Annotated in this window: 20 protein-coding genes; all 20 read left to right on the top strand. The window is 36.7% G+C overall.

Annotated features, from left to right (window positions below):
* The first annotated feature begins 2 nt into the window (after positions 1–2).
* The 20 genes from D7D81_RS13965 (at position 3) to ylxM (ending at position 21,640) form a co-directional block, all read left to right on the top strand.
* On the top strand, positions 3–983 hold the full coding sequence (locus D7D81_RS13965; RefSeq protein ID WP_125990681.1) for an acyl-CoA dehydratase activase-related protein: 981 nt from the start codon (positions 3–5) through the stop codon (positions 981–983).
* Positions 980–2,083 carry an acyl-CoA dehydratase activase-related protein gene (locus D7D81_RS13960; RefSeq protein ID WP_125990680.1) on the top strand — a complete coding sequence of 368 codons (1,104 nt, stop codon included), beginning with the start codon at positions 980–982 and terminating at the stop codon, positions 2,081–2,083. The genes D7D81_RS13965 and D7D81_RS13960 overlap by 4 nt, the downstream gene beginning before the upstream one ends.
* On the top strand, positions 2,076–3,035 hold the full coding sequence (locus D7D81_RS13955) for an acyl-CoA dehydratase activase (RefSeq protein ID WP_125990679.1): 960 nt from the start codon (positions 2,076–2,078) through the stop codon (positions 3,033–3,035). Before D7D81_RS13960 ends, D7D81_RS13955 begins: the two co-directional genes overlap by 8 nt.
* Before the next feature lie 485 nt (positions 3,036–3,520).
* Positions 3,521–4,066 (top strand): HD domain-containing protein, encoded by a 546-nt coding sequence (locus D7D81_RS13950; protein ID WP_125990678.1) that lies wholly within the window; start codon positions 3,521–3,523, stop codon positions 4,064–4,066.
* 13 nt (positions 4,067–4,079) lie between these two features.
* The gene (locus tag D7D81_RS13945) at positions 4,080–6,680 is read left to right on the top strand and encodes a CBS domain-containing protein (RefSeq protein ID WP_125990677.1); all 2,601 of its coding nucleotides are present in this window, start codon (positions 4,080–4,082) and stop codon (positions 6,678–6,680) included.
* 16 nt (positions 6,681–6,696) lie between these two features.
* The gene (locus tag D7D81_RS13940) at positions 6,697–7,338 is read left to right on the top strand and encodes a site-2 protease family protein (protein ID WP_125992205.1); all 642 of its coding nucleotides are present in this window, start codon (positions 6,697–6,699) and stop codon (positions 7,336–7,338) included.
* Between the two features lie 13 nt (positions 7,339–7,351).
* A complete protein-coding gene (locus D7D81_RS13935; RefSeq protein WP_125990676.1) occupies positions 7,352–8,101 on the top strand; it encodes a segregation and condensation protein A in 750 nt (249 codons plus the stop codon).
* Between the two features lie 27 nt (positions 8,102–8,128).
* Positions 8,129–8,641, top strand: coding sequence for an SMC-Scp complex subunit ScpB (gene scpB / locus D7D81_RS13930; protein WP_125990675.1), 513 nt, complete (start codon positions 8,129–8,131; stop codon positions 8,639–8,641).
* A gap of 62 nt (positions 8,642–8,703) precedes the next feature.
* Positions 8,704–9,369, top strand: coding sequence for a DUF2953 domain-containing protein (locus D7D81_RS13925; RefSeq protein WP_164522264.1), 666 nt, complete (start codon positions 8,704–8,706; stop codon positions 9,367–9,369).
* Positions 9,342–9,725 (top strand): GerW family sporulation protein, encoded by a 384-nt coding sequence (ytfJ, locus tag D7D81_RS13920; RefSeq protein ID WP_125990673.1) that lies wholly within the window; start codon positions 9,342–9,344, stop codon positions 9,723–9,725. The genes D7D81_RS13925 and ytfJ overlap by 28 nt, the downstream gene beginning before the upstream one ends.
* Positions 9,726–9,804: 79 nt before the next feature.
* Complete coding sequence (locus tag D7D81_RS13915; protein WP_125990672.1) at positions 9,805–10,941, top strand: D-alanyl-D-alanine carboxypeptidase family protein; 1,137 nt, start codon at positions 9,805–9,807, stop codon at positions 10,939–10,941.
* A gap of 38 nt (positions 10,942–10,979) precedes the next feature.
* Complete coding sequence (locus tag D7D81_RS13910) at positions 10,980–11,684, top strand: pseudouridine synthase (protein ID WP_125990671.1); 705 nt, start codon at positions 10,980–10,982, stop codon at positions 11,682–11,684.
* A gap of 178 nt (positions 11,685–11,862) precedes the next feature.
* A complete protein-coding gene (smc, locus tag D7D81_RS13905; protein ID WP_125990670.1) occupies positions 11,863–15,420 on the top strand; it encodes a chromosome segregation protein SMC in 3,558 nt (1,185 codons plus the stop codon).
* A 12-nt stretch (positions 15,421–15,432) separates the two neighbouring features.
* Positions 15,433–16,569, top strand: coding sequence for a peptidase S7 (locus D7D81_RS13900; protein ID WP_125990669.1), 1,137 nt, complete (start codon positions 15,433–15,435; stop codon positions 16,567–16,569).
* Positions 16,570–16,589: 20 nt separating this feature from the next.
* Positions 16,590–17,576, top strand: a complete 987-nt coding sequence (ftsY, locus tag D7D81_RS13895; protein ID WP_125990668.1) for a signal recognition particle-docking protein FtsY — start codon at positions 16,590–16,592, stop codon at positions 17,574–17,576.
* A gap of 35 nt (positions 17,577–17,611) precedes the next feature.
* On the top strand, positions 17,612–18,049 hold the full coding sequence (locus D7D81_RS13890) for a preQ(1) synthase (protein ID WP_205739224.1): 438 nt from the start codon (positions 17,612–17,614) through the stop codon (positions 18,047–18,049).
* 123 nt (positions 18,050–18,172) lie between these two features.
* Entirely contained in the window at positions 18,173–19,234 is a 1,062-nt protein-coding gene (locus D7D81_RS13885; protein ID WP_125992203.1) for a branched-chain amino acid aminotransferase, read from the top strand.
* Between the two features lie 36 nt (positions 19,235–19,270).
* Positions 19,271–19,567: a Dabb family protein gene (locus tag D7D81_RS13880; protein ID WP_125990666.1), complete on the top strand. Its 297-nt coding sequence runs from the start codon at positions 19,271–19,273 to the stop codon at positions 19,565–19,567.
* A 309-nt stretch (positions 19,568–19,876) separates the two neighbouring features.
* Positions 19,877–21,139, top strand: coding sequence for a citrate/2-methylcitrate synthase (locus D7D81_RS13875; RefSeq protein ID WP_125990665.1), 1,263 nt, complete (start codon positions 19,877–19,879; stop codon positions 21,137–21,139).
* A gap of 150 nt (positions 21,140–21,289) precedes the next feature.
* Positions 21,290–21,640 (top strand): YlxM family DNA-binding protein, encoded by a 351-nt coding sequence (gene ylxM, locus D7D81_RS13870; protein ID WP_353622080.1) that lies wholly within the window; start codon positions 21,290–21,292, stop codon positions 21,638–21,640.
* The last annotated feature ends 9 nt before the right edge of the window (positions 21,641–21,649 follow it).

Here is a 21,649-nt window from a genome sequence, read left to right as displayed (position 1 = left end):
TAATGTGCAGAAAAATTGGTATTCCCAGGGCATTAATGTATCATTATTATTACCCGGCCTGGGAGACCTTTTTTGAAGAATTAGGTTTTGAAGTAATTTTATCTCCTGAAACAAATAAGGAAATCTTAGATAAGGGAGTGAAGATGGCAGTAGATGATATCTGCCTTCCTTTCAAGGTTTTTTTTGGACATGTCAGGGAATTAGTAGAGAGGGTTGATTATTTATTTATTCCTAAATTTATTAGTCTGGGAAAAAACAATTGTGTTTGCCCTAAATTTATGGGTTTGCCAGATATGGTTAAGGCTATATTTGCTCAGTATCCACCGATATTGGACCCAGTTATAGACCTTAGATACTTATTTTTCCCTATGCGGAGAATAGTATATGCCCTGGGGAAGAGGTTGGGGGCTAATATGTGGCAGATTGAAAAGGCTTTTTATAAGGCAAAGAAAAAATATGAGGAGTTTTTAAAGGTTCAACAACAGGGCATACTGCTTGATGAGGCCATGAAAATTGTAAATAATAAAATAAAATTTGATAAAAATAAAAAGGATAATAATTATCCAATTACAATTGCTTTACTGGGACATTCATATATAACAAATGACCATTGTTTAAGTATGAATATTATTAGGCATCTACAGGACTTAAAAGTAAATGTTATTACACTGGAGATGTTTGAACCAGAAGTCCTGGAAAGGGAAGCAGACAGACAGGACAAAAAACTATTCTGGTATTATAATAGACATGTTATGGGTTCTGCTTATCATTTGATTTATAATAAGAGGGTTAATGGTTTGATACAGTTAACTGCTTTTGGTTGTGGTCCTGATTCTCTGGTCAAGGAACTAATTAGTCTCAGAGGTAAAGAGAGAGGAGTTTCGATTTTAAATATAAATATTGATGAGCATAGTGGTGAAGCTGGTCTACTTACCAGGTTAGAGGCCTTTGTGGACCTGGTGGAAAGAAGGGAGATGGCATGAAAAAAATAACCTTTCCCCAGATGGGAGATATGAAGATAGGTCTTAAGGCATTGTTTGCTGAACTTGGATTTGAAGTAGTAGTTCCCCCTAAAATATCAAAAAAAACACTTGATCTTGGTGTTAAATATGGACCAGAATTTGCCTGTCTTCCTTTAAAAATAAACCTGGGTAATTTTATTGAGGCCCTGGAAAAGGGGGCTAATGTTATTGTCATGGGAGGTGGCTGTGGTCCCTGCCGTTTTGGTTATTATGCTGAAGTACAGCGGGCAATATTAGAGGATCTGGGTTACTGTTTTGAGATGATTGTGTTGGAACCAAACTTACTCAGGGACTATCGGCATATCAAAAAAATCCTGGGTAATGTTTCTTTAAAAAGGCTTTATAATGGATTAAAACTGGCTCTGTATAAGGTTTATATGATTGATAATATATATAGGATTGTTCTGGCTACCCGTGCTCTGGAGAAAAAAAGGGGTGAGATTGATAGTCTATATAGTTCTTTTTTAAATAAAATAGACCAGGCTAGTTCCTTCAAAAAGATAAAAGCACTCAAAGACGAATATCAAAATAAAATTAAAGAAAATATTAACGACTATCAAAGGGATGAAAGGTTGATAATTGGTATAGTAGGTGAAATCTATCTGGTACTTGAACCCTTTGTTAACCTGAATATAGAAGAAAAACTAGGTAAACTTGGTGTAATAGTTAAGAGGGATATCTATATGTCAAGCTGGTTATTACATTTCCTTCACCTGGGAAATGAAATGAGGAAAATAAAAAAAGCAGCCGAAAACTATCTGGATTCATTTGTCGGGGGACATGGACTTGATAGTATTGGAAACACAGTTCGGTATGCCCGGGTTGGGTATGATGGTGTCATACAGCTGGCACCTTTTACCTGTATGCCGGAGATAATCTCCCAGACGATTTTGCCTTCAGTAAGTAAAAAAGAAAAGATACCTGTTCTATCACTGTTTTTTGATGAGCATACTGGTGATGCTGGTTTACAGACAAGGATTGAAGCCTTTGTGGACCTCTTAATGCGTAAAAAAATTTATAAAGATGGCAAATTATTGGAAAAGGGGATAAATTATGGCTAGATATTATTTAGGGGTAGATGTTGGTTCAGTTAGTACAGATATTGCTGTACTGGATAGTTCAATGAAGATAGTTGATAAAATATATCTAAGAACAAAGGGTCAACCTCTAAAAGTGATTAGCGAGGGGATCAATCAGCTGCAAGATAAGTATGATAACTCTGAAATAGGGGCAGTAGGGACAACAGGTAGTGGACGTAATCTGGCTGGTGTGATACTGGGGGCTGATGTTATAAAAAATGAGATCACTACCCATGCTGTAGCAGCAGTACATATGGTACCTGATGTGAAAACTGTCCTGGAGATAGGTGGTCAGGACTCCAAGATTATAATCATCCGTGATGGAGTAGCTGTTGACTTTGCCATGAATTCTGTCTGTGCTGCTGGTACCGGGTCATTTCTTGACCAGCAGGCTGCCCGTCTGGAGATACCTATTGAAGAGTTTGGGGAATATGCCTTAAGAGCCGAGGCACCAGTCAGGATTGCAGGACGTTGTTCGGTTTTTGCAGAATCAGATATGATTCACAAACAGCAGTTAGGACATGACCTTCCTGAGATAATAGCAGGATTATCGGCAGCCATGGTTAGAAACTATTTGAATAATCTGGCCAAGGGTAAGGACATTAAAGGTCCTATAATATTTCAGGGGGGAGTAGCGGCTAATGTAGGAATTAAAAAAGCCTTTGAAGATGAACTGGGGATTGATGTAATTGTTCCGGAGAATTATAATGTTATGGGGGCTGTTGGGGCAGCGATACTTGCCCGGGAAGAGATCGCCCGTTTAAAAAGGAAAAAGACTTCATTTAAGGGTTTTGAGATTACTGATTTCAATTTTAAAACTACCAGTTTTGAGTGTGATGGTTGTCCTAATTGTTGTGAAATAGTTAATATCTATCAGGATAGTCAGTTAATAGCCCGCTGGGGGGCAAAATGTCCGCGCTGGGAGGCAGTATAGAGTGACAGAGGTTTATATTCAGGAAATTATGTGATTTGCAAGATTATGGATAACTTGAAAGGCTGACCAATATATTTACTTACCTTGTCATGTACCGCAGGCACTCCGCATCTAAGCAGAGCGTACAAGAAAATTAATGTTGCGCTCTAGCGTCCTGCCTTCGTTTACTGTCGAGAAATTGTCTTTCGGCTCACTAACTCTTCTTTTTATTACGCATGGTCGAGTTAGTATCAGGCCATCGAGGCCAAGTTCCATGCCTCCAGACAATTTCTAGAGTCGTCCAATAAATATATTGGTCTGGTTTATGATAAGTAGTTAACTGTGTGTAAAACATAGTTCTAAGAAAACACTAATGATTGTTAATTAAGTCTGGGTGGCGAAGCCACTTTGTTCAACAGGCAGGATTTTGTTAAGGGTTATTGAATAATTAAGATAAAGAATCACTTTTGTTAGCTATTTGAATTAAGATAGGGAGCTGGTATATAATGCTGAGGTTTGAGAGGGCTGTTAATTTTGCTGCCAGGGCACATCAGGGGCAGTTGAGGAAGGGGACAGAGACTCCATATATTGTACATCCCTATATGGTAGGGATGATTCTCTATGGTGAAAATTGTGCAGAGGAAGTTATTGTAGCTGGTATCTTACATGATACTATAGAAGACACTTCAGTAAAGGATGAAGATATAGAAAAAGAATTTGATAAACAGATAAGGGATATTGTAGTAGGGGTTTCAGAACCAGATAAAAAGCTTCCCTGGCGGGTTAGAAAGGAACATACAATTAATTATCTGCGTGAGGCTCCACTTAATGAACGGTTGGTGATATGTGCTGATAAGCTTCACAATATCAGTTCTATTACTGAAGAATATAATAGTCAGGGTGAGAAGTTGTGGGATAAATTTACTGGTAAGAGGGATGAGCAGGAATGGTATTATCAAAGTATTGTAGATATATTATTAAGTTATGATGATATCTCTAATTATACTGGAATGTTCATGAAATTAAAGACAATGGTTGAGGATTTTTTTTAGGATAGGGGTGAGTATGCTGGATATTATTGTGTCACATCAATTAACAGATTTTGATGGTCTGGGGGCTATGGTAGCTGCCAGAAAGATATACCCGGCGGCAAAAGCAGTTTTTGTTGGCCGGATACACAGGCTAGTAAAGGATTTTTTAGTACTTTATAGAGATGAAATAGAGGTCTTTAAACTGAAGGAAATAGACCTTTCTAAGGTCGACAGGGTAATTATTGTTGATACATATAAGATTGAAAGATTAGGTGATTTAAAAGATAAGATAGACTGGTCCAGGTGTGAGACGGTGGTATATGACCATCATCCCCATGATAAACTTGATTGGGTTACCCTGGATTTAAGTCAAGAAGTAGGGTCAGCAACAACTATATTGATCAATAAAATAATTGCCGAATCCAGGGAACTAAACCCTCTGGAGGCTACGATATGTGCCCTGGCTATTTATGCTGATACTGGAAACCTGACACACATGAATACAACAGCAGCTGACGCCAGGGCTGTTGCCTATTTGCTTGATGAAGGTGCTAATCTTAAAATTATAAATGATTTTACAAAAAAACCGTTGAATAGTAAACAGGAAAAACTACTGGAGGAACTCCTTGATAATAAAAACCTAATTAAAATAGATGGTATTGAAATTGCACTTTTTGCTACCTCATATGCTAAGTATATAGGAGGTATTAATCGGGTTACTGAGAAATTAAAAGAGCTTTATCACTTGCCCAGTCTTTTTGTAGTAGTAAAGATGGGCAAGAAGATAGAAGTAATAGGTAGGAGTAGTGATGAAGCTGTTAACATTGGTTCAATATGTAAGGAACTTGGTGGTGGTGGCCATGCAGGTGCAGGTGCTGCCAGTTTAGAAGGGGAACTTTCTTCTGTTATAAAGAGACTGAAGAAAATTGTTAATAATAGAGTACAGCCTGTAAAAAGCATAAGGGAAATTATGTCATCTCCAGTAAGAACTGTTCTCCCTGATACGTCGATAAGTGAAGTTGAAGAAATCATGAAAAAATATGGGCATAATGGTGTTGTAGTATATGATGGTAAAGTTAAAGGTATTTTTTCCCGCCGTGACATTGACAAAGTCAAACAACATAACTTGATGCATGCACCTGTAAAGGCTTACATGTCAAAAGACCTGGTTACTATACAGGGGTATCTCCCTGTCCATCAAGCACAGGACCTAATGGTTAAACATGGGGTAGGAAGATTACCAGTAGTAGAGGGAGGGGAATTGCTGGGCATAGTAACCAGGAGTGATATACTGGCCTCATATTATGGTAATGAGACTCCCTATCAGCATAAGAATCGTTATGGCAGTAGTCTGGTTAAGATTGAGGAGAAAGAGCTAGAGATTAGGGATCTTATGGATGAGCTTCCTGTCAGGATAATAAAAATATTAAAAGAAATAGGTGCTATTGCTGATAAATCTCAAATCAGGGCCTATTTAATTGGTGGGATAATCAGGGATTTACTGTTAGGTAAGGGGAATAATGATATAGATATAGTTGTTGATGGTAATCCTGTAGAACTTATCAAACAACTAAGTGATTTTTTTTCTGCCAAGGTTTTATATAATGAACAGTTTAAAACAGGGAGTATTAAATTTGCTGACGGTTTAAACATTGACCTGGCTGGTACCAGGAGAGAAAACTATCATTATCCTGGGGCTTTGCCTGAAGTAACAGAGACAAATATTTTTGAGGACTTATTTCGCAGGGATTATACGATAAACGCTTTGGCTGTGGCGCTAAATAGTGATAAATGGGGTAGGATGATTGATTATTTTGGTGGACAGAAGGATTTGACAGAGAAAAAACTGAGAGCCCTGCATAGGTTTAGTTTTCTTGATGACCCCACACGGGTAATTCGGGGTATTAGATTGGCTAGTAGACTGAAATTTGATTTTGAAAAGGAGACAGAAGATTTAGCAAGGGAAGCTGTATTAGCAGGCGATTTTTCCCGCCTCACATCTGAACGAATTATTAAGGAACTGGAATTATTATTTGCTGAGAAGATAAACAGGAGGCTTTTAGGACTGATTAAAAATATTCCTGTTTTTAAATTGCTGGGGATAGAATTAGCAGAAGGTGTTGATTACTGGCAGCAGTCAACTCGACTGGAGTCCTGGCTTGAATATTTAAAAGAAAAGAATTATAATATAGAAGAATGGGTACTACGTCTTGCTTTATTTACTGATAAACTTAAGAAAAAAGATATTGTAGATTGGAATCTTAAAGAAAGGTATAAAGATATCCTGTCTTTTTATTTAACTGCCAGGGATTTGATAGAGACTCTTGATAATGATCTTGATGACCTGAGACTGGTAGATATGCTTAATGAATATAAATTAGAGGAACTTGTTATTCTCCTTGTTAAGTCTGGAAAGGTAATGGTTGAAAAAAATATCAGGCGTTATATAAATGAGTTGAAGGGGATAGAACTGGCTATTAATGGTTTTGATTTAAAAGAACTTGGTTTAAATCCAGGCCCTGTATATAAAGATATATTTGATAGGGTATACCGGGCACGTTTAAAGGGAGAGGTATCTACCCATCAGGAAGAACTTGCTTATGTAAAAGAACTGCTAAAAGAGAGAATGGAGTGAAATATTTTTGGATATAATGGAATTGATTCTGGCTATACCTATTTTATTATTGTCATTATCTTTTCATGAGTTTTCTCATGGTAAGGCCTCAGATATGCTGGGTGATCCAACACCCAGGATGATGGGCCGGTTAACACTTAATCCCCTGGTACATCTTGATCTTGTAGGTACCCTAGTTTTAATAATTACCAGGAGATTTGGTTGGGCTAAACCAGTAATAGTTAATCCGCGGTATTATCAGAATCAGAGACAGGGGATGATGCTGGTTGGGATGGCTGGTCCAGCAGCAAATTTTGTTCTTGCTTTTGTTTTTGCTATGTTACTGAGGTCTTTTTCCCTTATTACAGGTCAACCCCTGGGCAGTCTTTTGTTTCAGATTAATTACCTTGGTCCGGGGAATATTGTAGAAGTCTTGGTAAATTTCTTATTTTTGGGTGTACTCATGAACTTGGGTTTAGCTCTCTTTAATCTTATACCTGTGCCGCCATTAGATGGTTCAAAGATACTGCGTGGTTTTTTGCCCCCTAAATTTGACAGGTATTTATACCAGTTAGAGGGTCCAGTTGGTATGATAATTCTTCTGGTATTATTATATACTGGTATTTTGTCGAGTATAATAACCCCTATCTTAGGTATTCTGGTTAATATTCTGCTATAAAAGGGTGAGTTAAATGGTCTATGAAGTCCAACTAGAGAGTTTTCAGGGTCCACTGGAACTCCTTTATCAGTTAGTTAAAAAAAACAGGATAGAGATTAGCAATATCTCCTTGGCTAGTATAACTGAACAGTATCTGGATTATCTGAATAATCTTCAGGAATTTAATCTTGATTATGCTAGTGAATTTATGCTTATTGCAACAGAGTTGATTGCAATTAAGGCCAGAACAATACTCCCTCAGGATGATGAAATTGATGAGGAAGATGAGGGGAATAAGCTGGTCAGACGTTTAAAGGAATATCACCTTTTTAAAAAGATATCTCTGGTTTTAAGGGATTTTGAGGAAAAGTCCTGTAAGATGTTTAGCAGACCAATTAATGAGGAGAGTTTTATAAGTGCTGATATAAGACTTAATCTTGATCTAGAACTGTCCCAGTTAATAACAGCTTATCATAAGTCGATTAATTCTATAAGTAACAAAGAGGAAGAGGAAGAAGGTCAAAGGGGTGTTAAGAGTCACCTCCCCGACTTTAAGTTTGAAGAAATAAAGATTGAGGATAAGACAAGAGAGATTGTAAGAAGACTTCTTGAGACAGAGACAGGGCTTTCTTTTAAAGAGTTAATTAATAACCGAAAAAATAGGATTGAGATAGTAGTTACTTTCTTAAGTATTCTTGAGTTAGCCAGGCAGTCAAAGATAAGGGTTAAGCAGGATAGGGTATTTTCCAATATAAATTTATCCAGGGTGCTGGCAAAAAATTAAAATTTATCTTATTTGGGGTTGGTAGTGATGGTGAAGGATAATTGGCTGGCAGGGATAGAGGCCCTGCTATTTTCAACAGCTGAACCTATTTCGATAGATGAAATGACAAAGATCTTAAATATATCAGAAATAAAGCTGCGCAAGTATTTGTCTTCCCTGGCAGCTGAATATAAGAAAGAACAGCACGGGGTATTTTTAAAAGAATATAATGGGAGTTATGTTCTTATGACTAAACCGGAGTATTCCTCACTTATTGAGGATATGTATAATAAAAAAATTACCCGTTTAAGTCAGGCGGCACTGGAAACGCTGGCTATAATTGCCTATAAACAGCCAGTAACAAGGGCCGAGATAGAGGAGATTCGTGGTGTTAAGGCTGAAAAGACCTTGCTTACCCTCGGCAAATATGGGCTTGTTGAAGAATTAGGCCGTAAAGATACAATAGGTAATCCGATAGTCTATGGTACAACAAAAGAGTTTTTGCGGCATTTCGACCTTGAGGATTTAAGTGAATTACCAGAGGTTGAAGAAGAGGACTAAAACTGGTATATTATTACTAAAATATGGGGACTAATAGGGATAAGAAGACAGGAGTGAAACCTATGATTCTTATCTTATTGGTCTCTTTATTTTTATTTTTGCTGCTAATACCGGTTAGTCTGGAAATAGATTATAGTAGAAAAGGTGCAGATGATGACTTTAGACTTGACTTATTTACTGGATTGAGAATATTTGGTTTTCACTTTAAGATACCCTATATTGAGAATAGATTTCTGCTTTTTTTTACAGAGCTATTTGCTGAAATAGATGCTATTTTTATAAATGTCTGGCACAAGAAAAAGGATATTGAACTGGAAAAAGAGGACAGTTGGCAGGAAATACAATTTAAAAAACTTAGCCGGGTTATAGCTGTCTTGCTTAATAAGCAATTAAATGAATTAATAATTAATACCATACATTTAAAGGCAAAAGAGGTCTCCTGGGAGACTGAATTTGGTCTGGCCGACCCTGCATTAACAGGGATAAGTAATGGACTACTCTGGTTTATTAAGTGTTTATTGATACAGCTTGCTGAAAAGAGGATTGATTTTATCAAAAAACCACGACTTAGTATTAAACCGAATTTTAAACAGCGGGGTTTTAAGACCTCCTTTCATGGTATATTTTTACTAACAATAGGTAATATTATATTTACAGTAATAAAGATAATAGTATATCGAGTAAAAGGAGGATACCGCCCATGGGAGAACATCCAATTGAAAAATTAATGGATACAGCAATGAGCAATATCAAAGGAATGGTCGATGTTAATACAATTGTGGGTGATCCTGTTGAGACCCCAGATGGTAGTGTGATTATCCCAATATCGAAGGTTTCTTTTGGTTTTGCGGCAGGTGGTGGTGAGATAAGTACAGCTCCTGCTAAGGGTCAGGAGGGAGGAAACCGACAACCCTTTGCAGGTGGTAGTGGAGCAGGTGTAATGCTAAACCCAATGGCCTTTCTGGTTGTTAATAAAGAACAGGTAAGGCTACTGCCAGTGGCCAATAATGCTGTTGCAGAAAGGATAATTAATGTTGCTCCTGAACTATTAAAACAAATACAGAAGATTATGGAGAAAAAATAAATAAGTGTTATAAATGTTTTAATAAAACTTTTTTTCTTGCATATACTTAAAGGAAATAGCTTCCCAGGTAGGTGAATTTATGAAGAGGTTATTTAATTTGAGTATTTTTTTTCTATTTATTTTTCTTTTGATATTGTTTTCGCAGTCAGTAGTAGTAACTGCAGCACCATATGTTTCTGCAAATTCAGCCTGTGTGATTGATCTGGAAACAAGACAGGTCCTTTATAATAAAAATATGCATATGAAATGCCCACCAGCAAGTACAACCAAGATCCTTACTAGTATTGTAGCTATTGAAGAAAGCAATATTAATGATGTAGTAACTGTTAGTCGAAAGGCGGCATATCAGGAGGGGTCTTCTATTTACCTGAGTGAAGGTGAAAAAATAAGGCTGGAAGAACTCCTTTATGGGGTCATGCTTGCTTCAGGTAATGATGCTGCAATGGCCATTGCGGAACATATTTCAGGTTCTGTTGAGGAATATGCAGAATTAATGAATAGACGGGCAGTAGAGATGGGGGCTAAAAATAGTAATTTTATAAATCCCAGTGGACTACCTGATAGTAATCATTACTCTACAGCATATGATCTAGCTATGATTATGGCATATGCACTGGAAAACGAAATTTTTGCCCAAATTACGGCCAGTAAAAACAAGACGATCTCCTGGTCAGGAAATGATTGGGGTAGGGGATTAAGGAATCATAATAAACTACTCTGGTCATATTCTGATATAACTGGAGGTAAGACTGGTTATACAAAGGCAGCTGGCCGTTGTCTGGTGGCCTCTGCCCGGAGGGATGGTAGAGAGGTAGTTGCCGTTGTTTTAAATTGTCCGAATGACTGGAATGATGTAAGGAATCTCCTGGATTTTGGACTTGATCAATTTAAAAAGGTAGTAGTAATGGATAAAGGCGAAATAGTTTATAAAATGAATTGGGAGGATTCCCAGGAAGGGGAGTTAGGGTTTATGATTAATTGTCCTCTCCTGACAGTCCTTCCCAGAGGGGGAAAGATTAAATTGCAGAAGGAGGTTTATTTAAAACCCAGCCTGGAACTGCCAATAAAAAGGGGGGATCTTATAGGAAGTCTTAAGGTTTATGATAATGGAGAGCTCCTAAGTAAAGTGGAGCTTCTGGCGGCGAATGATTTAAATTACAGGTCATTTTTTTTGAAATTCTGGAACTGGATTACTGTTTTACTAGGAGGGGATTAGCTTTTAATATAGAATAGTAATTAATAGAGGTGTTGTTGATGGAGAGACTACAGAAGGTGATGGCTCATGCTGGGGTTGCATCCAGGCGTAAGTCAGAAGATATTATTAAACAGGGGAGGGTTAAGGTAAATGGGAGTGTTGTCAGGGAACTAGGTGTTAAGGTCTCTACAGAAGATACTATCGAGGTTGATGGCCAAAAAATAAACAGAGAAAAAAAGGTATATGTGCTTTTAAATAAACCAAGCGGGTGTATTACAACAGTTAATGACCCCAGGGGTAGGGATACAGTCCTGGATTATATTCAAGGGATTAAAGAAAGGATCTATCCTGTGGGAAGACTTGATTATGATACAAGTGGTCTTTTATTATTATCAAATGATGGGGACCTAACCTATAAATTAACACATCCATCACATGAAATAGATAAGATTTACCAGGTAGAGATACCTGGGCATCCCTCCCCTGGGTTTTTTAAACAGCTGGAAAAAGGGGTCAAGCTTGAAGATGGCTTGACAGCACCTGCCTCTGTTCAGGATGTAATTAAAAAAGGGAATAGTACAATATTTATATTAACTATCCATGAGGGCAGAAACCGTCAGGTTAGAAGAATGTGCAGTCAACTGGATTATCAGGTGATAGCTTTAAAAAGGATAGGCTTTGCTTTTCTTAATTTAGATGGTGTTTCAGAAGGCAGTTACCGGTTTTTGAGTAATAGGGAAGTAAATAGGTTGAAAAAAATTTAATTAACTTAGTTTATTGTTGAAGGACTTTTATCTATTATCTAGAATTACTATACAGGAAAAGGTTTATCATAGATAGTTAAATATTGTTTGTTAACCTATCTGTTGTTGGATAGGTTTTTATCTTGTTTTTGTATTTATAGATTGATAAAATATATATTGATCTGATGAGGTGATTCATATGTTTCTTAAAAAGCTTAAGATTGATGGTTTTAAATCATTTGCAAAACCTGTTACCATTGATTTTCAATCCCCTATTACAGCGCTTGTTGGGCCCAATGGGAGCGGTAAAAGTAATATAGTTGATGCTATTCGCTGGGCCTTAGGCGAACAGAGTGCTAAAACACTACGGGGTGGGAAAATGGCTGATGTTATTTTTGCAGGTAGTGATGATTGCAAACCATTAAAAAAGGCCTCTGTCACCCTTTATTTTGATAACGCTGATCAGACACTGGCAAGTGAGGCACGGGAAATAAAGATCAGCCGCCAGGTAACTGAAGATGGTCAGAGTGATTATCTATTAAATGGTTCCTTATGCCGTTTAAAGGATATAGAGGAGTTAATGATGGATACAGGTATGGGCAAAGACTCCTATTCTATAGTTGGTCAGGGGAAGATAGACTCTATCTTAAATAGCAAACCTGAAAAACTCAGGGAATTATTTGAAGAGGCAGCTGGTATTAGTAAATATAAGATGAGAAAGGATGAAGCAGAAAAAAGACTTGACAAAACTAAACAGGACTTACAGCGGGTTAAGGACCTGATCTGGGAGCTGGATAAACAGCTTAATCCTTTAAAAAAAGCTGCTGAAAAAGCCAGGAAATATGAACGATTTCATCATGAGCTGAAGGAATTGGAGGTTAATCTCCTGCTGGATAAGTGGTCTAAAAATAGCTTAGATCTTAATGATGCCCAGGCAGAAAAAGAAATAGTCAGCAGGGATTTGAACAAAAACAGAAAAGAGCTTGACTCACTGAATGAATTATTAGAGGTAAAAAAGAATAAACTGGAAGTGGATCAGGATTTATTAGATGAACGGCAGGCAGACTTTTACCAGTTGAAAATTAAAAAAGAACAGGTAGAGAATAATTTAAAGGTTCTTGCTGAAAGGAAAAACGGCTTAAACAGAGAGAGGCTTAATCTTAAAGAACAGATAAGTATTTTGCAAGAAAATCAGAAAGACTTGCATGATAAAATAGTTGGGCTTAATGATGAGAATAAAAGGGCTAGTAATCAAAAAGCCGATATTAAAGATAGACTGTCTTCTAAGGAAGATGAGCTTTTACTAAAGAAAGAAAAATTAAACCAGCAAAAAGAAAAGTTATTAGTTTTAAGGGAATCTCTATTAAGTGAAAATGTTGAATTGACTGATATCCATACTGAGTTAGAGAAGGTTCGTGAGAAGAGTTATTATCTAGAGAAGGAGATTGAAAATCTAATTGCTGAGCGGAAAGGTATCTCTGAAGAGCTGGATATGAATATTTTACAGCAGGAGAATATCAATGAAGATTTAAACTCAGTAATTGATGACTTGTCTTCCCTTAATGAAAATATAGTAAGATTGGATAACAGAATTAATGAATCTAAGAAAGGTATAACAGAACTACAGGAAGGTATTGATAGTAAAGATAGACAACTGCAGCAGATGGCCTCTCGTCTACATATATTGGAGAATATGGAAGAGGATTATCAGGGGTATTTTCAAGGTGTCAGAGGGGTCTTAAAAAATAGTGAAGTTTTAAATGGAGTGATCGGGGTTGTTGCTGATCAAATTAAGGTAAATAGAAAATTTGAAACAGCTATTGAGACTGCTCTGGGGGCTAAATTGCAGAATCTTATTGTTGAAGATGATGAATCAGCCCAACAGTGTGTAAATTTCTTAAAACGGGAAAAGGCTGGACGGGCCACCTTTTTACCGTTAAATATGATTACTGGTAAGAGGGCTGAGCTTGCTCATTATAATTTAGATAATGTACCAGGTTTTCTGGGGTTAGCAGTAGAATTTATATCATTTGATAGTGAATTAACTCCTGTATTTAATTATTTACTGGGCAGGATAATTATTGCCTCAGATTTAAAGGCAGCCAGGGAGATAGCTAAAAAGATAAGAAGTAGTTTTAGAATTGTAACTCTTGATGGTGAAGTGATTAGCCCTGGTGGTGCAATTTCAGGCGGCAGCAGGACCAAAAATAAACAGGGTCTGCTGGCCAGAGGAAGAGAAATTGAGGAACTCAGGGAGAAGATAGGAGATATCAAAGGGACTATAGAAATAGAAGAAAGAAAAAAAGAAGAACTACTGGTCAGGCTTGAGCAAGATGAAAAGGAAAAAGAAGGCTGTCTTAAAGAAATAAACAAACTAAAATTTACGGAAAATGACCTTGAAAAAGATTTAAGTAATTTTAAAAAAGAACAATTGAAACTGGAAAATAAACTGGAGAATTTGGACCAGAATTTTGTAAAATGTCATGAAACTCTGGGGGAAACTGATAATAGAAAACAAAAAATCGAACAACAGCTTGAATTAATTAATAGGGAGAATGACAAGGGTAGAGATGAGATTTTTATTAAGGAAAAAGAGATAGCTGAACTAGAGCGTCTTGAAGAGGAAATCAGGAAAGATATTACAGAATTGAAAGTTGAATTAGCAACAGTAAAGCAGAAAGAAGAAAATCTACTTCGCGAAAAGAATTCATTACAAGAGCAAAGGGAGACAAATGAGCTTCAGATAAAGAAATTTAGGGAAAAAGTAGCCGGATTAAACAAAAAGGGGGAGGTTTTAAAAGAGCGTAAGACTGAACTTGTATTAAAAAAAGAGGAATATGTAGATAATATTTCTTCTTTACAGGAAGAACTTGAAGGGAGAAAAAAAGACTTTGCTGTACAGGAAGAGGATTTTAAAGGCTTAAAAGAAAAGCATCAGATTATAGAACAGACTGTTAATGAATATAATGAAAAAAATCATAAATTAGCTCTAAAGATTACGCGTTTAGAAGATAGGAATGAGCAGATTGAAGAGAGGCTGAGTGATGAATATGATCTTAGTGCTGAAGAGGGAATTGGGGAGCGGATAGAAATAAAAGAGCAGCGGCAGGCAGCAAATAAAATTGCTGAATTTAAAGAGGCAATTAAACGCCTGGGTACTGTTAATACTGGGGCAGTTATGGAATATAATGAATTAAAAGACAGATTAGGGTATCTCAGGGATCAGGAAGAAGATTTATTAAAGGCCAGGGATGCTATTGTGAGGATTATTGATGATATTGAGGATAAAATGGCTGAATTGTTCCACCTTACCTTTCAGAAGGTTAAAACTGAGTTTGAAAAGACTTTTTCCCACCTGTTTAATGGTGGTAAAGCCCGACTAAACCTTACTAAAACAGATAATCTTCTGGAAACAGGTGTAGAGATTGAAGCACAACCACCAGGTAAACAGTTGAAAAAACTAAGCCTGATGTCTGGTGGAGAACGCGCTTTAACAGCAATTGCTCTAGTATTTGCTTTCTTAAAGGTAAACCCCAGTCCGATCTATATTCTGGATGAGATAGATGCCCCACTGGATGATGCCAATGTCCTTCGTTTTGCCAATTATATACGTGAGTATTCTGCTTATGTACAATTTATGCTGATCACACATAATAAAAAAATGATGACTCAGGCAGATGCTATCTATGGTATCACTATGGAAGAAAGGGGTGTTTCCAAACTTGTTTCTCTCAGATTTGATGAAGGAATTGCATAGGGGTGTATTTATTTGAAAATTAAAGGGATAGCAAGGGAATTGATTGATTGTTTAGTTGACAGGAGTAATAAGCTCGGTCAGGGTCGTTCCATCGGTCTACTGGCTTTTATAGATAAACAGGGGTATATTTCCAGCTATAGTGATATGGTAGATGGTGGTCTGGCAGGCTTACCTTTCAGGATGATGTTGTCAGCAGTGCTTAATAATACGACTGGTTCATTGCTGGAATTAATAAACCGTCTTCCGGCTAATACGGCAGTCATTTCAACTTCACCTGGTAAGACAGGGATAATAATTAGTACTGGTGGAATTAATATATTTGACTGTCCGATAATAAAAATAGGGATCAAGAATAAGAGAGCAGTAGGTGTTGGTGTTCTTTATCCTGAAAAATCCCTATTTAAACTTGCTTCAGAATCAGAGAAAGTTCAGCTTAAAAGTTTGTCTGCTCTGACAATGAAAGAAGAAAGGCAGGCACTAAGGCGTTCTACAGAACTACGCCTGGCTTATCTTGATATCTCTGCTGAAATACCAGTAGTAGATCTACCAATAAAAAAATATAAAAAAAATAAAGCAGCTCAAATAGACTGGTCACTCCCGCGTTTAACAGTTAAGGGTATTGAAAGAAATTTTGCTGAAATGCTGGTAAATAAATCAATTAGTATAGAACAGGGTAGAGAGGTTGCAGCAGTTGGTATTCTCAATAATAAAGGCTATGTTGAGCAGGCAGGGGAGCTTATTGTAGGGGGGATGGGTTATGTTCCTTCTCGACTCCTTCTTTCTGGTTATGCTGATATTAGGGATATTTCTCTACGGGAAGCCTATACAGATAAGATACCAGCAGAGGCAGTGATAGTACATACACATCCCGGTGGAACAGGTGTGATGCATATGGGTGATGCCATGGCAGGTCCTGGTACCTGGGGACGCCCTATAATTGCGATAGGTCATGATAGGGATGGTATTATCAAGGGTGCTACTGTAATAGAATTTAGTTCCGAGCTTAATATTTTGGCCGATAAATATGAGATGATTGAACAGGAATTTTATCAGGCTGATAACCCGGCAGATGAGACCAGACTTAGAAAACAAAAATATAAAATAGCCCAGGAATTTACCGAATTATGTAGGGAAATTAAAATAATCTAAATAATAAATGAGGGGTAGATATGTTAAATATTTTCAAGAAAAGTAGTAAAAATGAGCAGGAAATAGAGGAAGTAACAGAGAAAAAAAATGATAGTGAAGGTGGTTTATTTAATAGGTTAAAGAATGGTTTGTCTAAAACCAAGGATGGATTTATTAATAAAGTAACCAGTTTATTTAGTACCCATGGTAAAATTGATGATGAATTATTTGAAGAACTGGAAGAGATCCTGATTCAGGCTGATGTAGGAATTAATACGGCTATGGAATTAATTGAAGGGTTGGAGGAAAGGGTTGAAGAAGATGAGCTGAAAGAACCTGAGGAATTAACAGAAGTCTTTAAAGAGGAATTATCAGCATTATTGAAGGAAGAAGATGGTCAACTGGACTTAAAAGCAGGCCAGAATATTATAATAGTAGTGGGTGTAAATGGTGCAGGTAAGACAACTACTATTGCCAAAATTGCCCGGAGGTTTAAAGAAGATGGCAAAAAAGTATTAATGGCGGCAGCAGATACCTTTCGTGCTGCTGCCATTGATCAATTAAAGGTCTGGGGAGACAGACTTGGTATTAATGTTATTGCTCAGAGTGAGGGTTCTGATGCTGCAGCAGTTGCCTTTGATGCTGTACAGGCTGCTCGGGCCAGGGATATTGACCTGCTGATTGTAGATACTGCTGGAAGACTGCATACCCAGAAAAACCTTATGGAAGAGCTTAAAAAGGTAAAAAGAGTTATTGAGCGGGAAGCCGGGGATTTTAACATACAGGTTTTGCTGGTTCTTGATGCTACTACAGGTCAGAATGCTATGAGTCAGGCAAAACTTTTTAATGAGGCAGTTCATGTTGATGGGATAGCCTTAACCAAACTGGATGGAACTGCTAAAGGTGGAATTGTTATCGGGATAAAAAATGAGCTTGGTATCCCGATAAAACTAATAGGTGTTGGAGAAGCAGCAGAAGATTTACAGGACTTTAATGCTAAAAAATTTATTGAGGCTTTATTTATTTAAGATAAATCTTAAAAAAAATGGGGAGATGAGTAATAATGGGTAAAGAAATAAAAACATATAAGGATATTGACCCTTCAATCTTAAAATCAATACCAAATCCCAGTGAACAGGCATATGAGACAAAGATTAAGATTCCAGAGTGTACCTTTCTGGGGGTGCAGAACCAACCTGATTTTGCTACGGTTTATTTCACATTTTATCCTGACAAAAAGATTATTGAGTTAAAGTCATTAAAGAAATATATCTATCAGTTTAGAAATATTGTCGTTTCCTATGAGAGGTTAATAAATGTCCTGTATGAACATTTAATGGAAGTTTATCAACCTGAGCGTTTAAGGATTGTTATAATCTGTAACCCCAGGGGTGGTATTAGTTCTAAGCTAACAGTGGACTCTGACTGGAAGGTAAGAGGTGGTGAAGAGAAATATAGGGATTGGTTTAATAGAGATGATACTTGGAAGGTGGAGATGTAGAATAAAATATTATTTAAATATAGAAGGAATCCAGTTTATTAAAACTGCTTGAAATTGTTTTCTGTTAAAATTATGCTGGCTGTAAAAGGTTGAAAAATGAAGAGGGAGTGTTATACTATGGCCATGGAAATAACTGTACAAAAAACTGATAACCCAAAAGAAAAGCCTGACCAGGGAAACCTGGGTTTTGGGACTAACTTTACTGATCATATGTTTATCATGGATTACTCTAAAGACAAAGGGTGGCATGATGCCAGAATTGTCCCTTATGGCCCGATGAAATTTGATCCCGCTATGGCTACATTGCATTATGGACAGGCGGTATTTGAGGGTATGAAGGCATATAAAAGCCCTGACAATAGAATTCTATTGTTTAGACCGGAAAAGAATATGGAGAGATTAAATAATACTAATGATAGAATGTGTATCCCACGGATTGATGAAGAGTTTTGTCTGGAAGCAATTAAAAAACTGGTTAATATTGATAAGGAATGGATACCAACTGCTCCGGGGACTTCTTTGTATATCAGGCCTTTTATTATAGCGACTGATAAATACCTGGGGTTGAAACCATCATCTACATATAAATTTATGGTTATTTTATCACCTGTAGGGGCTTATTATCCCCAGGGGGTTAATCCAGTTGAAATCTATGTAGAAAACGAATATGTTCGTGCAATACCAGGAGGGACTGGCCATGTTAAAACCAGTGGTAATTATGCTGCTAGTTTGAAGGCTCAGGCCGAGGCTTCTGCTAGGGGATATGTTCAGGTTTTGTGGCTTGATGGTCTAGAAAGAAAATACATTGAAGAGGTTGGTTCAATGAATGTATTCTTTAAGATTGATAGTGAACTTGTAACGCCGGCTCTTGTGGGGAGCATCCTACCTGGTGTGACCAGGGATTCTACTATTGAATTAGTAAAGAGTTGGGGCATCAAAGTCACTGAAAGAAGGGTCTCTATTGCAGAAATCTTTGAAGAACATAAAAAAGGCAGATTGGACGAGGCTTTTGGTACTGGTACTGCTGCTGTTATTTCTCCAATAGGAGAATTAAACTGGGAAGGTCGCTCCATTAAGGTAAATGACGGTAAGACAGGTCGGCTGGCAGAAAGGATATATCAAAAACTTACAGGTATTCAAACTGGTGAGTTAGAAGATGACTTCGGGTGGACAGAAAAGATATAAGTGGAAAGATACTGAATTTCAGGGGGTTAATATTTTATGCTAAAACATATTGTAATGTGGGATATTAGTGATGAAATTGATAATAAAGAAGAAATAGCCTATAAAATTAAAGAAAAACTAGAGATCTTAAATGACTTAATTGATGAATTGAAATTTATTGAAGTTGGGGTGAATACTAATCCTTCAGAAGCTGCAAAAGATCTGGTGCTTTATTCAGAATTTATTGATGAAAATCATCTTAATAGATATCAAAACCACCCGGAACACTTAAAAGTAGTTGAGTTCATAAAAAAACATGTAGCGTCAAGGGTGGTTGTAGATTATAAGGTGTGATTGGATAAATAATAGTATTTATTTTTACAGAGTCCCTCAGGGGCTCTTTTTTTTATAATTTTAACATTTTATTTTTATATTACTCATATTGTCAGTATTTTGACGAAATAAGTAGTTTAATAATGATAATAGCAGTGCAATTATCTTTATTCTCTATATACAAGTATATAGGTAGAATATTCTTCGTAATTAATATTGATAAGTTAAATTGCTTGTGATAAAATATATATGCACCATCTACACATTTTTTGAGGAGCTATGAGTTAAAATTAGGTTTGGAAAGAAAAGAAAGGAGTAGTGAGAAGAAGAATGATTAAGAAAATTCGGGACTGTCTTTCAGATATTAAAGACCCCGACTTAAAAGAACATTACTCACAGTTGGTTTTCACTTTACTGGAGAAGGGATATTTCCCGGGCTTAGCGGGTGTACCGGTTGCTAAATCGGGTATTAGTCATATTGATGGTGAAAAGGGTATACTTACATACAGGGGTTACCCTGTCCAGGAACTTGCCGAGCATTGTTCATATGAAGATGTTGCTTTTTTGCTTTTAAATGGTGATCTGCCTTTAAGGAATGAAAAAAATATTTTACAAAAACAATTTTTGGTTCATAGAGATGTTGATAGAGATATTGCTAAAGCTGTCATAGCGATGCCTGAAGAACTGCATCCTATGTATATGTTAAGTGCTAGTGTTCTGCAATTACAAGCCAATGATAATCTCTGTTTTACAGTAGATAATTACAACCAGAACCTTTTTAGGGCGATAAGATTAGTAGCTAAATTGCCAACTATTATTGGCATATCAAGGACAAGAGATGCTGAGTTTGCTGCTGATAAAGAATTTGATTCTTATGCACAGTACTGTTTATATTGTTTTAATCAGGATTTAGCAGATGATGAGGAATGGGTAGATATTTTCGAAAAATTGTTGATACTCCATGCTGATCATACAATGAATAATAGCACATTTTCTGTAAGGGCTGTTGGTTCTTCAAAGGCAAGTATTTATGCGTCTGTTGCTTCTGCTATTAATTCATTATCAGGTCCTTTACATGGTGGAGCAAATGAGCGTGTCTTGAAAATGCTGCAGGAGATCGGCAGTCCTGACAAAGTAGAATCCTATATTGGTAGTGTATTAGCAAAAGGTGAAAAGATTATGGGTATCGGTCATCGTGTCTATAAGACCTATGATCCCAGGGCCTTATTTACTAAAAATAAGATTCTTCCCAGGATATTTGCTGAGGATAATCCGCTAGATATTGATGATGAATTAGGAGACTTGTATAAGACTGCTCAAAAGATGGAACGGGTTGTTCTCGATGTTTTATCTGGCAAGAAACTCTATCCTAATGTTGACTTCTGGTCAGGCCTTGTTATGAAAGCTCTGGGTATTGAACCGCATTACTTTACTACAGTATTTGTACTGGGAAGGATTATGGGGTGGTCAGCACATTGGGTAGAGCATATGGAAGTTAAAAATAGAATTTTTAGACCTAATCAGTTATATGATGGTTTTAATGACAGGCATATTCTGGTTGAGCCGGAAGAAGAGATTGCCAGTACAGATTAGTAAATAAATTAGATTATTATTTAAGCTGTTAGCGGAAATGCTAACAGCTTTATTGATCTTAGGGAAGAAATTTTTTATTCCATACTTGACAACAGTTTCATTATCATATAAACTATGAACATGTAAAGTAGTTTTACTTAACACAAGCAGGTGGTAGTATTGTTAGAAAAGGTTATAGAAATTGGTATGTTGTTTGATTTCTATGGGAAATTATTAACGGATAAACAACAGGAGGCTATGGAGCTATATTATTTTCAGGATCTATCTTTGGCTGAGGTTGCTGAAAGACTGGATATTAGCCGTCAGGGGGTTTATGACCATCTGCACCGTGCTGAAGAAATACTGCGTAATTATGAGAATAAACTTGCTTTAGTTAATAAATATCTTAAATTAAAGGATGAGATAGACAATCTGGCTGCTTTTATTAGTGGTTTATCATTAAAATCAACAGTAAAAAAAGATTTACAAGAGAAAATAGATGAGATAAAAAAAGACCTTTAGGGAGGATAC

Source organism: Halocella sp. SP3-1 (assembly GCF_003953885.1).
Lineage (GTDB): Bacteria > Bacillota > Halanaerobiia > Halanaerobiales > DTU029 > Iocasia > Iocasia fonsfrigidae.
The sequence above is the reverse complement of the archived record's forward strand: the minus strand, read 5'-3'. Positions and strand labels throughout refer to the sequence as shown.